Below are 15,306 nucleotides of genomic sequence, written 5' to 3' on the forward strand. Positions count from 1 at the left end.
CCGACACCCACTGGGAGTTGTGCCTTGTCCCGTTCCGGCAGCCCGACCGTCGTGCTGGTCCACGGCGCCTTCGCCGACGCGTCCGGCTTCGCCCGCGTCATTCCCGAACTGATCGCCCGCGGCCTGGATGTCGTGGCCCCGGCGGTGCCCAACCGCAGTCTGCTCGGCGACTCCGCCTACATCGCCTCGATCATCCGTGGGATACCCGGTCCCGTCGTCCTGGTCGGGCACTCCTACGGCGGCGCCGTCATCACCGTCGCCGGTGCGGAGGACAACGTCACAGCGCTGGTCTACCTGGCCGGCTACGCCCTGGAGGAGGGCGAGAGCCTGGGCGAGCTGCAGGGCGGCTTCCCGGATTCCGACCTCGCCGGCGCGCTCGTCCACACGCCGTTCCCGATCGACGGCTCCACCACTTTTGGCACCGATGTGTCGGTCGAGATCGACAAGTTCCCGTCCGTCTTCGCCGCCGATGTCGATCCCGGCCTGGCGGCCGTCCTCGCCGTCTCCCAGCGTCCCCTGGCCGCACAGGCCTTCGCGGAGAAGGCGCCGAAGGCGGCGTGGAAGACCAAGCCCTCCTGGGGTCTGGTCGCCACGGCCGACCGCACCATCAACCCCGAGGTGGAGCGCTACGGTTACACGCGTGCCGGCATGACCACGGTCGAGGTCGGCTCCTCGCACCTGGTGATGCTCGCCCACCCGGAGCGCGTCATCGAGTTGATCGAGGAGGCCGTCCGGGCCACCGCCCACTGAGCCGATTCGGATCTCGGGAACCGGCGGTCAAGGGTTCCTGCGGACACGGTGCTTGCTCAGGACGGAGACGCGGTTGAACGCGTTGATGGTGATCGCCACCCAGATCACCGCGGATATCTCGTCGTCGTCGAGGAACTGGCGAGCGCTGTCGTAGGCGCTCTCCTGCGCGGCGGCGTCAGCGGGTTCGGTGGTCGCCTCCGCCAGGGCGAGGGCCGCACGCTCCTTCTCCGTGAACAGCTCGGTGTCGCGCCAGGCAGCCAGCACGCCCAGACGCTGAGTGGTCTCCCCGGCGCGCAGCGCGGCCCTGGTGTGCACGTTCAGACAGTAGGCGCAGCCGTTGATCTGTGACACACGGAGGTTGATCAGCTCCACCAGACCGCGGTCCAGCCCCGCCTCGGCAGCGACCGCCCGGACCGCATCGGCCGTCTCGACCAGTGCGTGGTAGGCCTTGGGGCTCTGTTTGTCGATCAAGACCCGCCGGTTCACGGGCTGCGCTGTGGTGTCACTCAACGTGGGCTCCCTTCGAGGCCGCTCCCGGCCCTTGCTCGCCGTGCCGTGCGTGTATGGGGACACGGACTTACTATCAGGCATGATTGTTGAATATGAAATCACCTTGGATGCGAGAAGGCCTTCGATGAGCGACGTCGAGACGAATCCGGCCGCACTGCGCTGCGGTGCCGCCGAACACGGTGAGGCCGCACCGCAGGTCGACGTGCTGCCCCCGCGGGACGTCCCGCTGGGCGGGCCACGAGCCATGACGGTGCGGCGCACGCTGCCGCAGCGGGCGCGGACGCTGATCGGCGCCTGGTGTTTCATCGACCACTACGGACCCGACGACGTCGCCGACACCGGCGGCATGGACGTCGCTCCCCATCCGCACACCGGTCTGCAGACCGTGAGCTGGCTGTTCAGCGGAGAGATCGAGCACCGCGACAGCCTGGGCAGCCACGCGTTCGTACGGCCCGGCGAGCTGAACCTCATGACGGGCGGGTACGGCATCAGCCACTCGGAGGTCTCCACCGCCGGCACCACGATCCTGCACGGCGTCCAGCTGTGGGTGGCGCTGCCGGAACAACACCGGAACACGCACCGGGACTTCCAGCACCACGTGCCGAACCCGGTTCGGGTGGGCGGGGCAGACATCAGGGTGTTCCTGGGATCCCTCGCCGGTGACACGTCCCCCGTCCGGACGTTCACGCCCTTGCTCGGCGCCGAACTCGTCCTCGACCCGCGCTCGACGACCGCACTCCCGGTGGATGCCGCCTTCGAGCACGGCCTGCTCGCCGACCAAGGGGAGATCCGCATGGGCGGAACACTCCTGACCCCGGCGGAACTCGGCTACCTCGGCACCGGAAACGACACCCTGACGCTGACGAACGAGTCGGACACTCCCGCCCGGGCGGTGCTGCTGGGCGGGACGCCGTTCGAGGAGCAGATCGTCATGTGGTGGAACTTCATCGGCCGCAGCCACCAGGACATCGTCGACGCCAGGGAAGCCTGGGAAAACGCGTCCGACCGCTTCGGCAGCGTCGAAGGTTACGACGGCCACCGCCTTCCCGCGCCCGCCCTTCCACATGCCACCATCGCGCCACGCAAGAACCCGACACGCCCCTGAAAGGCTCACGATGACACAGCCCGCCGCCGCTCCGACCGTCCAGCGTGTGGCTGCCAGGCACCGGTACGAAATACTGGTCGACGGCAGCACCGCAGGCCTCACCGCCTACCGCGACCACGATGGCCAGCGCGTCTTCTACCACACCGAGATCGACGACGCCTTCGCCGGGCGGGGTCTGGCTTCGATCCTCGTCCAGCAGGCCCTGACCGACGCACGTGCCGCCGGGAAACGCATCGTGCCGGTCTGCCCTTACGTGGCGAAGTTCCTCAGGAAGCACGACGAGTTCGCCGACGTGGCCGATCCGGTGACCCCCGAAGTCCTGCGATGGCTGGAGACCGAGCTGGCGCGCTGACCCGAGGCACCAGCGGTACGGGCTCCGCAAGTTCGCCCATCTCTGGTGGAGATGACTGACATCCCGAACCATCACCTCGGACGGGGAAGCATGCGGGGCGCGCCGACGCTTACGCCTGCGTGACGGCATCGAGGAAGCTGCCGGCCATCCACGGCACTACCGCCCGCGCCGGTCTCCCGGCTCGCCCCGCCAAGAAGGTGCACATGTCCGCATCATCCGACCTCAGGGCCTCGCGTCGACCCACGACCGCAACGGCCCCGCACGGCGTGCCGGGGTGGCTGGTCGCGCTCCTGGCCGTCGCCTCCGGCATGACGGTCGCCAACCTCTACTACGCCCAGCCCCTCCTGTCCTCGCTGAGCGGTGTCTTCCACACCAGCACGGCCACCGCGGGGGCACTGATCACTCTCACCCAGGTCGGGTACGTGATCGGCATGCTCTTCCTCGTGCCGCTCGGCGACCGGCTGGAGAAGCGCAGTCTCGTCACCGTCCTGCTGGCGGTCACCACCCTCGCCCTCGTGGCGGCGGGAGTCGCCACCAGCTTCCCCATGCTGCTGATCGCCTCGCTGGTCAGCGGCGCCACCTCGGTCGTCGCCCAGATCCTCGTGCCGTTCGCCGCCGGCCTCGCACCTGACCACGCCCGCGGCCGCGTCGTCGGCCGAGTGATGAGCGGCCTGCTCACCGGCATCCTGCTCTCCCGCACGCTGAGCAGCCTGGTCTCGGACGTCGCCGGCTGGCGCGTCGTCTTCCTCGGCTCCGCCGCGCTGATGGCCGTGCTGGCCGTGGCCCTGCGCGCCGCCCTGCCGCAGCACGCGCCGACCACGACCATCCCGTACCACCACGTACTGCGCTCCACCGTCCGGCTGGTGCGCACGCACCCCGCACTTCTGCGCCGCGGCCTCTACCAGGCGGCGATGTTCGGCGCCTTCAGTGCCTTCTGGACCACCGTCTCCTTCGTCCTGACCGGCCCCCGCTTCCACTACTCCCCCGTCGGGGTCGGCGTGTTCGCCCTCGTCGGCGCGGCCGGAGCGGCCATCGCCCCGTTCGCCGGGCACTGGGCCGACCGGGGGCTCGTCCGCCCCATCACCGGCATCGCCTTCGGGGCCGCCGCCCTGGCCTTCGCACTCGCCGGGTTCGGCGGACACAGCGTCGTGCTGATCGCCCTGGCAGCGATCGTCGTCGACATGGCCGTACAGACGACCCTGATCCTCGGCCAGCACACCGTGTACCAGCTCGACCCCGCCGCCCGCGCCCGCCTCAACAGCGCCTTCATCGCCATGTTCTTCGTGGGCGGCGCGGTCGGATCGCAGCTCGGATCGGTCGTCTACCACGCCGGAGGCTGGACCGGCCTCACCTCACTCGGTGGCGCCCTCCCCCTCCTCGCCCTCCTCTACTGGACCACCGAACGTCGCAGGGGAGCGGCAGCAGAGCCGAGCCCGGCAGGCCCGTAACTCTGGTCCGCGCAGGTCGGGCTCAGCTCGCGGTCGGCTTGTCCCTCAGCCGGCCGCGAGTGGCCTGGACTCCAAGGCGCCCAGCAGCGCGTCCGCCTGGATGGAGGGAAGGCGGGAGACGCGAACGGCCCATGGGCCTCTGCCTGTACACCGTCGTGGGGGACGCCGGAGCTGTGCCGCAACAGGGCGGAAGGACCACCGAGGTCAGCGGACTGCCCCGAGCGCGTGGCCGGCCGACCGGCCCGCGACATCACCGACCTGGTGGCCACCCTCGTCACCGGGCGGGCCGCCGGGGACGTGGCGGACCCGGCCGGGTCCCGATACGCCCAGGCCCGGGAAGTCCGCGCCGGCGTGGACCGGCACCTCGGGGATCCGAGCCCGGACCGGAGACCATCGCGGCTGCGCACGGCGCGTCCGTCCAGTCCCTCCACAAGTTCTTCAAGCTCTTCGGTCTCCTGCGTGGCCCGCCGTTGGGGCTTCAGCAGTCCGGCCACTTCAGCCGGCTCTTCCCCACCGCGTACGGCATGCCTCCGAGCCGCTGGCGCGACACTCGCGGCGGCGCTGCGTCGTCCGTCACGTCACCCGTGGTCGACGGGCATGTCCCGACTCCAGAGGGGACCGATCGCATGACGCCGGGTGATCTCCGCCACGCTCCCCGTTGCAGCGAGAAGCACGACCGGGCGCCGTCAGCGGCGAAGCACTCGAAGACGATGGGCTTGACCTGCGACGATGAGGCGACGCACGGTGGGCTCGTGGGGAGCGGCGTCCTGCGGGACTCCACAGGCGCCCTCCCGCGTCTCCGTGTGTTCGGACAACTCGGGGGAGCGCCGAGCCGGGCTTCGGCAGGCGAGTACGGACAGGAAGGGGCAAAGGTGTCGGGGTCGAACGGCTCACTGTCCCGTAGCGGTCTGCGCGGCCGAGAGGGCGAGCTCGAAGAGCTTCAGGCGCTGATCGCCTCGGTGGCCCGCACCGGAAGCGGCGCCTTGGCCCTGCTCCAAGGGGAACCCGGCATCGGCAAGACCACGCTGCTCACCGAGGCCGTCTCCCGGGCCCGGGCGGCGGGATTCTCGGTCGGCCTCGGCAAGGCCGACGAGTTGCATCACATCGTGCCGCTGTCGTCGTTGGCGGCCAGCGTCCTGCACGGCGACCAGCCACTGCTGTCCGGCGTCGCCTTCGCCGATCTCGCGCGGAATCAGGACCAGCGGATCTGGCTGGTGGAGCGCCTCGCGGAGGCGATCGAATCCAGAGCCGGCAGTGCGCCGGTCCTGATCGCCCTGGACGACGTGCAGTGGGCCGACCCGCTGAGCCGGTTCGCCCTGAAGCAGCTTCCGGCACGCCTGCGCACCTCGCCCGTCCTGTGGATGCTGGCCGGGCGACCGGATCCCACGGGGCCGGCGGAAGAGATCGTCACAGCCGCGGCCGGCACACTCCCGACGGTCACTGTGTCCTTGGGGCCGCTGTCCTGCGCGGCCATCAGTCAACTGGCCGACGACACCCTGGGGGCAGCCGTCGACGAGCGGGTCCGGGACCTGCTCGACGGGGCTGGAGGGAACCCGTTTCTCGCGGTCGAGATGCTCACGGGACTGGGTACCGCCGAGGCCTCGGGTGATCTGGTGCCCTCCACACTTGTGGTGGGTGTGCGCGGCAGACTCAGATCCCTGCAGCCGAGCACCCTGCGCTTCCTTCAGATGGGAGCCGTGCTGGGGCGCAGGTTCGGCTTCCATGACGCAGCCGCGCTGTACGGCCAACCGCCCGCCACGCTGATCCCTGCGCTGGAGGAGGCGATCCGCGCCGGACTCCTGGACGACGACGGCGACGATCTGGTCTTCCGGCATGATCTGCTGCGTCAGGCCGTCTACGTCGACATCCCGCCGTCGGCCCGGAAGGCTCTGCACCGCGAGGCCGCCGGCCACCTCGTCTCCGCGGGCCGCCGCCCGACCGACGCGGTGCCGCACATCCTCAGGGGCGCCCTGCCCGGAGACGAGGAGTGCGTGGCACTGCTGCGGCGAGCCGCCGAGGACGTGCTGCCGGTCACGCCCGGTCTCGCGGCCGACCTCATGACGCGTGCCCTGGAACTGGCGCCGTCCGCAGGGCCGCTGAGGTTCGAAGCGGGTGAGCAGGCGATCCTCTTCCTGACCCGGGCCGGCAAGAACCGAGAGGCGCTGTCCGTCGGCGACCGGCTGCTGGCCGGCCGACCGCCGCTGGAGGTGTTCAGCCGGTTGCAGGCCGCCCTCGGCGGGACGCTGTGGAACCTGGATCTCGCGGAGGAACTGCGTCGCCGGACCGAATCGGCCCTCGGAATCGGGGGCGCGGCCCCGGAGGTCGCGGCGAGGCTGGCCGCCCTGCGGGCGCTGGCTCTGTCCCGGGGACGTGATCTTGTCGCGGCGCGTGAGGCCGGTGAGACCGCGCTGCGGGCCGCCACCGCGACCGGTGACCGGGAGGCGCACGTCCTGGCCCTGTCCGGGCTCGGCGAGATCGCACAGAACGCGGGTGACAACGCGGTCGCGCTGGAGCGCTTTGCCGCGCTCAGCGCCCTCGATTCCGCTTTCCTTCCCGAAGAGATCGTCGCGCACCTGCACGTGGACGACTTCGCGTCCGGTGAACGGCTCCTCCTGCGGGCGGCGGACGACACCGGGTCGATGCGTCAGGCGATGATGCTGTGGGCGCAGGGCCAGTACGACCTGGGACTCGGCCGGATCGATGACGCCGACGCCGACTTCGCGACCATGGAGCGCCTGGAAGACGACGTACAGACACCCGTCCAGCAGGTGAACGGTCGCGTGATCCGCTCCCGGATCGCCCTGCTGCGCGGCGACCGGGAGGCGGCGCGGGACCACCTGGTCGCGGCGCGGGAAAGACTGGTGGCCAAACCGAACCCGGGCAACACGGCCGCGGTGCGCTTCCTGGAGGCGGTCCACGCAGAGGCCGACGGGGACATCGGGCTTGCCGTCGACAAGATCCGACAGGTGCAGCAGGAAGGTTCCTTCATGCGTTGGCGGCTGTTGCGCGACTGGGTCGACTGCGCGATACGCATGGCCCTGCGCGGCGCCGAGCACGACCTCGCCGAGGACCTGGCAGCACAGGCCGAGGCCCACGCCGCGCGCAACCCTGCCGTGCCGACCGCCACGGGCATCGCGGCACAGGCCCTCGGGCTCGTGAAAAACGATCTCGCCATGCTCGAACACTCCGTGGAGCTCCTCAGGGCAGGCCCTCGCCCGTTGGTCCGGGCCGCCGCCTGCGCCGATCTGGGACAGGCGCTCCTGACGGCGGGTCGCGGACCTCAGGCGGTGGCCGCCCTGGCTCAGGCCCGTGACACGTTCGCCGAGTCAGGCGCCCACGCCGCGGCGGCGCGCCTGCAGCGCGGTCTGGACGGTGCGGGGACCGACAGCCACAGGGCTGCGACCGCACAGCGCCCCGTCCAGGGATGGGGGGCCCTCACGGCCTCGGAGAAGAAGGTCGCGCGCCTGATCGCCGAGGGCCACACCAACCGGTCGGCCGCCGACGTCCTCGTCGTCTCCCCGCACACGGTCAACACTCACCTGACCTCGGTCTTCCGCAAGTTGTCGGTCAACTCCCGGGTTCAGCTGGCCAACCTGGTCACGGCCTTGCCCGACAACTGAGCGGAGCCACGGGTGATTGGTACGTTCGCGCGATGCCCGCCGTGCCCGAACCCACTTGGCTGGGAACCGAACTCGATCGGAGGGCACCGCCATGGCACCTGTCCCCCCACCGCCGGCCATCGTGCTTGTGCACGGGGCGTTCACCGATGCCTCGTCCTGGGCGAGGGTCACCAGCCTTCTCCACACCGCCGGACTGACCGTGCGCGCCCCGGCGAACCCGCTGCGCGGCCTGGCACAGGACGCCGCCTACATCAGGAGCGTGGTGCGCGACATCGTTGTCCCCGTCGTACTGGTCGGCCACGACTACGGCGGCGCGGTCATCACCCACGCCGCCACCGACGCCGACAACGTCGTGGCGCTGTGCTACGTCGCGGGGTTCGGCCTCGACACGGGCGAGAGCGTCCTGGACATCACGCACCGCTTCGCCCCCGCGCCGGTGGCCGACGCGACCATCACCGCCGCCCTGCCCACCCAGGTACCCGGCGGCCCGGACAGCGAGCTCTACATCCGCAGGGAACAGTTCCCGCAGGTGTACGGCGCCGACCTGCCGGCACGCGTGCAGGATGCGATGTCCGTGGCGCAACGCCCGATCGCCCACAGGGCGCTGACCTCCAGATCGGGCCCGCCGGCATGGGCCTCCAAGCCGGCCTGGTACGCCATCGCGACCGCCGACCGGATACTCAACCCCACCGCTCAGCGCTTCATGGCACAGCGTATGGCGGCCACCGAACACATACTGGACGGCTCGCACGCCGTGATGCTGTCGCAGCCCGCCGCCGTCGCGGCGATGATCCGGGAGGCCGCCGACCGGGGCCGTGGTCGCGGCGACGTCGACGTGCTTCGACAGGCCTTCTGAGCAGGTGAAACCCGATAACATGCAGGCGAACGGAAGATGCCGGTATGGACGTCCTTGACGGCAGCCCTGCAGTTCGCCCGCCCTCGCGACACGGACCCCGCCCACAGACGTCACGTCACTCGGAAAAGGCACCAGCATGATCTCACCGGCCAGACCGCCTGCGCGTCGGATCGCCGCCCTCTTGGCCGGAACCATCGCCCTGGTGCTCACCGCCACCGGGTGCGGCGGCAAAACCGGTGCCGGGTCCGCCCCGGGCAAGGTCACCTCCATCACCGCGCTCGACTACTACACCGACGAACCCGAACACTCCCAATGGGGCGAGATGCTCACCTCCTGCGGCAAGAGCGCCGGTGTGCGGGTCGAGCAGACGAGCGTTCCAGGGGCGTCCCTCGTCCCCAAGGTCCTTCAGCGGGCGTCGTCCCGGACCCTTCCCGACCTGCTGATGCTGGACAACCCCGACCTCCAGCAGATCGCACAGACCGGAGCGCTGACCCCACTGGGCCAGTACGGCATCGACTCCGGCGGCTACGCCAAGGGCATCCTGTCGGCGGGCACCTACAACGGGAAGGTGTACGGACTGGCCCCCTACGTCAGCACGATCGCCCTCTTCTACAACAAGGACATGCTCGCCAAGGCCGGTGTCGCCGTACCGAGGACCTGGGACGAGCTGAAGACGGCGGCGGCCAGGCTGACCCGTCCCGGACGCTACGGCATGGCGGTCGACGCGAACGCCACCTTCGAGGGCACCTGGCAGTTCCTGCCCTTCCTGTGGTCCAACGGCGGGGACGAGAGGCATCTGGACACCCCGCAGGCGGCGCAGGCGCTTCAGCTGTGGGTCGACCTGGTGCGGAGCGGGTCCATGTCGAAGTCGGTGCTGAACTGGACACAGGCCGACGTCCACGATCAGTTCGCCGCCGGCAGGACGGCCATGATGATCAACGGCCCCTGGCGGATCCCCGCCCTGGACCAGGACAAGAGCCTGCACTGGGGAGTGGCCCCCCTCCCCGTCCCCCGGGCGGGGCAGACCGCTGTCACACCGCTCGGCGGTGAGGTGTGGACGGTCCCGCAGAGCGCTTCCAAGGCCCGGCAGCAGAAGGCCGCTCAGGTACTCGCCTGCCTGAACAGCTCCTCGACCATGCTGGCCCTGGCCGAACAGCACTTCACCGTGCCCTCCCGCCCGGCGGTGGCCGCACAGTACGCAGAGCAGGTCCCGTCGATGGCCGCCTTCGCCAAGAGCGTGGAAGCGGCACGGGCCCGTACCGGCGAACTCGGCGTCAGGTGGCCCAAGGCGGCGACCGGCATGTACACCGCGATCCAGTCCGCGCTCACGGGCGAGCAGACACCGGAGGAAGCCCTCAGGCATGCGCAGCGGATCGCGACCGGCAACTGACCCGCGCTGGCGGGAGCGGCTGGCCCGGTGGATGTTCCTCGTGCCGGCCGCGGCGTACCTGCTGCTGTTCTTCGGCTACCCGATCGTCAAGAACGTCGTGATGAGCTTCCAGCAGTACACGACCACGACGTTCTACACGGGCGCCGCGCCGTTCGTGGGACTGCAGAACTACGCGAAGGTCCTGGCCTCGGACCTGTTCGCCAAGTCCCTGCTGACGACGCTCCTGTTCACCGCCGGCTCGCTGTGCGGGCAGTTCGTCCTCGGTCTGGGCTTCGCCCTGTTCTTCCAGCGCCGCTTCCCGCTCGGCGGCGTTCTGCGCTCGCTCCTGTTGCTGCCGTGGCTGCTGCCGCTGGTCGTCTCCGGAGCGACGTGGCGGTGGATGCTCGACCCCGACACGGGAGTCGTCAACGCAGCACTGCGCGGCCTCCATCTCTCGTCGTCCGGCGTCCCCTGGCTCACCGGCACCTCACAGGCGCTGGTGTCGGTGATCCTCATCAACATCTGGGTCGGAATCCCCTTCAACACCGCGATCCTGTACGGCGGCCTGCAGGACATCCCCACGCACCTGTACGAGGCGGCGAAGCTGGACGGCGCCGGCCCGGTGACGTCGTTCCGCCATGTCACCTGGCCACTGCTGCGGCCCGTGGTGAGCGTCGTGCTGGTGCTGGGCGCGGTCTACACGATCAAGGTGCTGGACATCATCCTCGTGGTGACGGGCGGCGGACCGGCAGACGCCACGGAGACCCTCGCCACCCGGTCCTACGAACTGTCCTTCCAGCAGTTCGAGTTCGGGCGCGGTGCCGCGATGAGCAACGTACTGATCGTCCTCTCGCTCGCCTTCGCCCTCGTCTACCTGCGCGCCAACCGTCGCGCCCGGAACGTCGGAGAGGCGATCACGTGAAGCGCGCACCGGGCCGTGGCCGGCTCTCCACCGTCGTCGGGGTCGTCCTGCTCGCGCTGATGCTGTTTCCCGTCTACTGGATGGTGAACGCCTCCCTCCAGCCGACGGGAAACACGCTGCGGGGAGGCTGGTTCCCCTTCCACCCGGACTTCAGCGGTTACGCCACCGCGCTGCGCGATCAGGGACGCAACCTCGTCACCAGCCTCGTCGTAGCCCTCGGCAGCGTCGCGCTCAGCCTCGGGCTCGCGGCGCCGGCGGCCTACGCGCTGGCCCAGTTCCGCATCCGTGGAACCAACCTCGTGCTCCTCGGCATCCTGGTCACACAGATGGTGCCGGGCATCGTCGTGGCCAACGCGCTCTACAGCGCCTACAGCGACCTGGGGCTGCTGAACTCCTACGTCGGTCTGATCCTCGCCGACTCCTCCGCGGGGGTCCCCTTTGCGATCGTCATTCTGCGTGCGTTCATGCGGAACATTCCCAGGGAGATCATCGAGGCCGCGCACCTGGACGGCGCCGGCCGGCTGCGCGTCTTCCGCTCCGTGGTGCTCCCGGTGAGCAGGAACGCGTTGATCACCGCCGCCGTCTTCACCTTCCTCTTCACCTGGAGCGATTTCCTCTTCGCCCTCACACTCACCACCACGGAGACCGTTCGGCCGATCACTCTGGGCATCTACGAGTACATCGGTGCCCACACCAACCAGTGGAACGCCGTCATGGCCACCACGGTCGTGGCGGCCGTCCCCGCCGCCGTACTACTCGTCGTCGCTCAGCGCTACGTCGCCGCCGGCGCCACCGGCGGAGCCGTCACGTGAGGGGCATCTCAGTCCGGCACCCCTGATCTAGCGGATTCACGCGATGTGCCGGCCCAGGCCGGCTGACACGGTGTTCTGGAAGGCACGCCGGGTCTTCGCCTGTCGATCACGATGCCAAGGGGGGCAGATGTCCGTCGTCCTTTCCACCGCGGAGTTGTCCGCAGCCGACCGGATAGAGCGCTGGCATGAAGCGGTGTCCCAGACGTTCGTACCGCTCGATGTCAATATCCTGGAGGAAGATCCGTCGCCAGGAAGAATCGTCACCCACCAATTGGGTGCCACACAAGTGTCGGACGTCCGGGCGGGGTCTCAGGAGGTGACGCGCAGCAAGCGCCTGATAGCCCGGGGCGGGAAGGAATACCTCATCGTCACGCTTCAGCGCAGGGGCAGCGCCGTCAAGGAGCAGGACGGGAGAGAGTGCCTGATAGAGCCGGGAGATTTCTCCATTTCTGATTCGTCTCGGGTGTTCAGAAAGAAGGTGGAGGGCGAGTTCCACTTCACCTCCTTTCAGTTCCCACGGAAGGAACTTCGCGTGCGGGACGAGGACCTGCAGGCGTTGACTGCGAGAGCGTTCTCGGGTCGAGACGGAAGTGCCGCACTGGTCGCGACCTATTTCGCGCGCATGGCGCGCGAAGCAGCGGGCTTCGACGACTTCGTCGGCCGTCAGTTCCTCGCCACCGGGCTCGACCTGCTGGCACTGTTCATCAACGAGCGGCGCGGCCGCTTCAGACCTCAGGCTCCTGAAAGCGCCGCGGCCATGATGGTGCGCGTGAAGGACCACATCGTGCAGAACCTCTCCGACCCGGACCTGTCACCCACCACGATCGCCGCCGCTCACTTCATTTCGGTGCGCTACCTGCACAAGTTGTTCCAGTCGGAGGGAACCACCGTCGGGGAGTGGATCCGGACGGAGCGACTGGAGCGGTGCCGTCGGGACCTTCTGCGGTCCCCGGCTCTCGGACTCGGGGTGGCGACCGTCGCCCGACGCTGGGGGTTCGTGAGCCCCAGCCATTTCAGCCGTGTTTTCCGTGCCGCTTATGGCATAGCGCCGCGCGACTGGCAGATTCACGGCCTGTCCGGTGAACGGCGCACGACTGGGTAACATGCCCGGGACAGAGCTTGGCGCCAGTACCTCTGCCCGGTTCTTTCTCGTGTCATATTCCATGCATTCCGCGACAAGAGGGCCCGACTCCGGGATTTTAGGGTTATTCCAAGGAAATCCGCTCCCGCAGCCCTTGTTGGGGAATGAAATGATCCAGCCTGAAGCTTCGGTCATGTGCATGGTGACCGTGCTCGTCAGTGTCCCGGACGAGCTGCCGGCCCCGCTGCCCGCGGAGCTGCACTACGACGTGTCCGACCCCTACGCCGTCCGACTCTCCCTCGGCGCGCCCGCGGCCGGACCCGTGCACTGGGTGTTCGCCCGCTCACTGCTCACGGAGGGCCTGCGCCGGCCTACCGGTGCCGGGGACGTGCTGGTGATTCCCCGGCACCGTTGCCGTCCGAACTCCGTGCGCGTCGTCCTGCGGTCCGCCGCCGGCGCGGCGCTGATCGACATCGCGGAGTCAGCGGTCGGCGCGTTCGTGCAGCGGACGGTCTCGCTCGTGCCTCCGGGCACGGAGAGCCTTCACATCGACATCGACCGTGCCCTCGCCGAGCTCACCGACAGGCGGGACTGAGCCGGCCTGGGCCGAGGACGCCGGAGACGACGATGCCAAGGACGAGCGCGTCACCCCGACGTGTTCATCGCGTCGGCGGTCTCCTCCGTCTCCGGCACCACAGCGCCCGCGGCGGCATCGAATGCGTGGGTCACCTCCGGTGCCGTGCCCTTCACCAGCAGGCGGCGGGCCCGCTCCTCGTACCGGCGGTCGGTCGCCGTGAGCCGGCCGTGGTGCTGGGCGAGATGCTCCGACCACGAGGCGACCAGGTAGTTCTCGATGAACCGCTCCGGGTCGTTGCCGTCCTGGTAGAGCCCCCAGGTGAGGGCTCCCGTACGCCGCCGTGAACGGGCCACGTGATCCATGCAGTCGGTGAAGGCGGACCGGTTCCCGGGGCCGACGCGGTAGACGACCGAGACCAGCACGGGACCGTCGGCCGGGCCGGGCTCGAACACCAGGGGCGGAACGGGCCAGTGGTCGGACGGGGTCGGGTCGATGGCCTTCGTGTCATGCAGCGGCCAGCGGCGCACGCTCACCGCGCCGGCCAGGAGCAGCCCGCTGCCGGCCAGGAGGGAGACGGTCAGCCCGAGTCCGTCGGCCAGTGCGCCCCACACAGGTGCCGCCAGGGCCTGCCCACCCTGAAAGACCAGCAGGTACACGGCGAGTCCCCGGGCCCTGACCCAGCCGGGCAGCCTCGTCTGGAGGGCGGCGTTGAGGGTGGACAGCACACCGATCCAGGCCAGCCCGGCGGGCAGCAGCACGACCACCGCGAGCCAGGGGGCCCGGGTCGTCGCCAGTACGGCCAGCACTCCGGCGAAGACGACCGCGCCCGCGGCGAGAGTGCCGCCCGCGCCGAGAGCCCGGCGGACGGCGGGCAGCACGAAGGCCCCACCGACGGCACCGACGCCGACCGCGCCGAGCAGCAGCCCGTACCCTCCCGAACCCAGGCCCAGGGAGCGGCCCGCGACCAGGGGAAGCAGCGACCACAGCGCGCCGCCGCCGGGTATGAACAGCACCGTACGCAACAGGACCCGACGGACGCCGGGCGCGTACCACACGTAGCGGCGGCCGGCGTGCAGGGCCGTCAGGAGCTTCTCACCCTGAGCTGCGGGCGCCTGAGCCGGAGGACGCCTCCAGAGCAGGAGAACGGCCGCGATGCCGAGGTAGGACGCGGCGTTGAAGGCGAATACCCAGCCCGCGCCCGCCGCCGCGACCACCGCTCCGCCGAGCGCGGGGCCGAGGGCGCGGGCCAGGTTCATGTTCACGGCGCCGAGCGCGGCCGCCTGTCCCAACTGGCTGCGTTCCACGAGCTCGGGCTGGATCGCCTGCCAGGCGGGGCCCATCAGAGCGGTGCCGCATCCCAGCAGGAAGGTGAGGCCGAGCAGCAGCCCCGGGGTGAGTTCATCCGCGAACGCGAGCACCGTCAGCCCGGTGGACACACCGAGCATGACGAACTGCGCGGTCAGCAGCACCCGGCGACGGTCGTACCGGTCGGCCAGGACGCCCGAGGGCAGGGCCAGCAGTACGAAGGGGAGGCTGGAGGCGGTCTGAACGAGCGTCACCAGCGCGGCGTTGTGCCCGACCAGCAGCCACTGTGCGCCGACGGTCTGCATCCAGCTGCCGATGTTGGAGACGAGCTGCGCGATCCACAGCGCGCGAAACACGCGCGCCGCGAACGGGGCCCAGGCCGAATCGGATCGTGGGCGGTCCTTCGGTGACGGTGCAGCGCTCATGCTGATCCCTGCCGGAGCCGTACGGGCATAAACGAGGGCCACCATAGGAGCGATCGGTGAGATCCGGTTGACCGAGAGCGCACCGCCTGTGGCCTCTGAGCGCGTTGCGCTGCGGGAACACGTGCCATGCGCCGAGAGACAAAGGACGCCCGCCGACCGGCCCTACGGTGCCCC

At 70.0% G+C, this 15,306-nt stretch carries 13 protein-coding genes; 11 read left to right on the forward strand and 2 right to left on the reverse strand.

Annotation, left to right across the window (positions count from 1 at the left end; translation table 11 throughout):
- The first annotated feature begins 24 nt into the window (after positions 1–24).
- Positions 25–750 (forward strand): alpha/beta fold hydrolase, encoded by a 726-nt coding sequence (locus ACZ4MF_RS29675; protein ID WP_467494918.1) that lies wholly within the window; start codon positions 25–27, stop codon positions 748–750.
- A gap of 27 nt (positions 751–777) precedes the next feature.
- Here the strand turns inward: ACZ4MF_RS29675 and ACZ4MF_RS29680 are convergent, their stop codons facing one another.
- Entirely contained in the window at positions 778–1,260 is a 483-nt protein-coding gene (locus ACZ4MF_RS29680; protein ID WP_467494919.1) for a carboxymuconolactone decarboxylase family protein, read from the reverse strand.
- Positions 1,261–1,384: 124 nt separating this feature from the next.
- Here ACZ4MF_RS29680 and ACZ4MF_RS29685 point away from each other — a divergent pair, with 124 nt between their 5' ends.
- The 10 genes from ACZ4MF_RS29685 to ACZ4MF_RS29730 all read left to right on the forward strand — a co-directional run bounded on the left by ACZ4MF_RS29685 (position 1,385) and on the right by ACZ4MF_RS29730 (position 13,420).
- The gene (locus ACZ4MF_RS29685) at positions 1,385–2,365 is read left to right on the forward strand and encodes a pirin family protein (RefSeq protein WP_467494920.1); all 981 of its coding nucleotides are present in this window, start codon (positions 1,385–1,387) and stop codon (positions 2,363–2,365) included.
- Between the two features lie 10 nt (positions 2,366–2,375).
- Positions 2,376–2,717 carry a GNAT family N-acetyltransferase gene (locus ACZ4MF_RS29690; protein ID WP_467494921.1) on the forward strand — a complete coding sequence of 114 codons (342 nt, stop codon included), beginning with the start codon at positions 2,376–2,378 and terminating at the stop codon, positions 2,715–2,717.
- A 203-nt stretch (positions 2,718–2,920) separates the two neighbouring features.
- Positions 2,921–4,165, forward strand: a complete 1,245-nt coding sequence (locus ACZ4MF_RS29695; RefSeq protein ID WP_467494922.1) for an MFS transporter — start codon at positions 2,921–2,923, stop codon at positions 4,163–4,165.
- An 872-nt stretch (positions 4,166–5,037) separates the two neighbouring features.
- Entirely contained in the window at positions 5,038–7,785 is a 2,748-nt protein-coding gene (locus ACZ4MF_RS29700; protein WP_467494923.1) for a helix-turn-helix transcriptional regulator, read from the forward strand.
- A 91-nt stretch (positions 7,786–7,876) separates the two neighbouring features.
- Positions 7,877–8,641, forward strand: a complete 765-nt coding sequence (locus ACZ4MF_RS29705) for an alpha/beta hydrolase (RefSeq protein ID WP_467494924.1) — start codon at positions 7,877–7,879, stop codon at positions 8,639–8,641.
- 181 nt (positions 8,642–8,822) lie between these two features.
- A complete protein-coding gene (locus ACZ4MF_RS29710) occupies positions 8,823–10,031 on the forward strand; it encodes a sugar ABC transporter substrate-binding protein (protein ID WP_467494925.1) in 1,209 nt (402 codons plus the stop codon).
- Positions 10,003–10,932, forward strand: coding sequence for a carbohydrate ABC transporter permease (locus tag ACZ4MF_RS29715; protein ID WP_467494926.1), 930 nt, complete (start codon positions 10,003–10,005; stop codon positions 10,930–10,932). Before ACZ4MF_RS29710 ends, ACZ4MF_RS29715 begins: the two co-directional genes overlap by 29 nt.
- On the forward strand, positions 10,929–11,744 hold the full coding sequence (locus ACZ4MF_RS29720; RefSeq protein WP_467494927.1) for a carbohydrate ABC transporter permease: 816 nt from the start codon (positions 10,929–10,931) through the stop codon (positions 11,742–11,744). Before ACZ4MF_RS29715 ends, ACZ4MF_RS29720 begins: the two co-directional genes overlap by 4 nt.
- 127 nt (positions 11,745–11,871) lie before the next feature.
- The gene (locus tag ACZ4MF_RS29725; protein WP_467494928.1) at positions 11,872–12,846 is read left to right on the forward strand and encodes an AraC-like ligand-binding domain-containing protein; all 975 of its coding nucleotides are present in this window, start codon (positions 11,872–11,874) and stop codon (positions 12,844–12,846) included.
- Positions 12,847–13,018: 172 nt separating this feature from the next.
- Positions 13,019–13,420: an SsgA family sporulation/cell division regulator gene (locus ACZ4MF_RS29730; protein ID WP_467494929.1), complete on the forward strand. Its 402-nt coding sequence runs from the start codon at positions 13,019–13,021 to the stop codon at positions 13,418–13,420.
- 50 nt (positions 13,421–13,470) lie between these two features.
- Here the strand turns inward: ACZ4MF_RS29730 and ACZ4MF_RS29735 are convergent, their stop codons facing one another.
- The gene (locus ACZ4MF_RS29735) at positions 13,471–15,132 is read right to left on the reverse strand and encodes an MFS transporter (protein WP_467494930.1); all 1,662 of its coding nucleotides are present in this window, start codon (positions 15,130–15,132) and stop codon (positions 13,471–13,473) included.
- Between the last annotated feature and the right edge of the window lie 174 nt (positions 15,133–15,306).

The organism is Streptomyces sp. NPDC025793 (assembly GCF_055558375.1).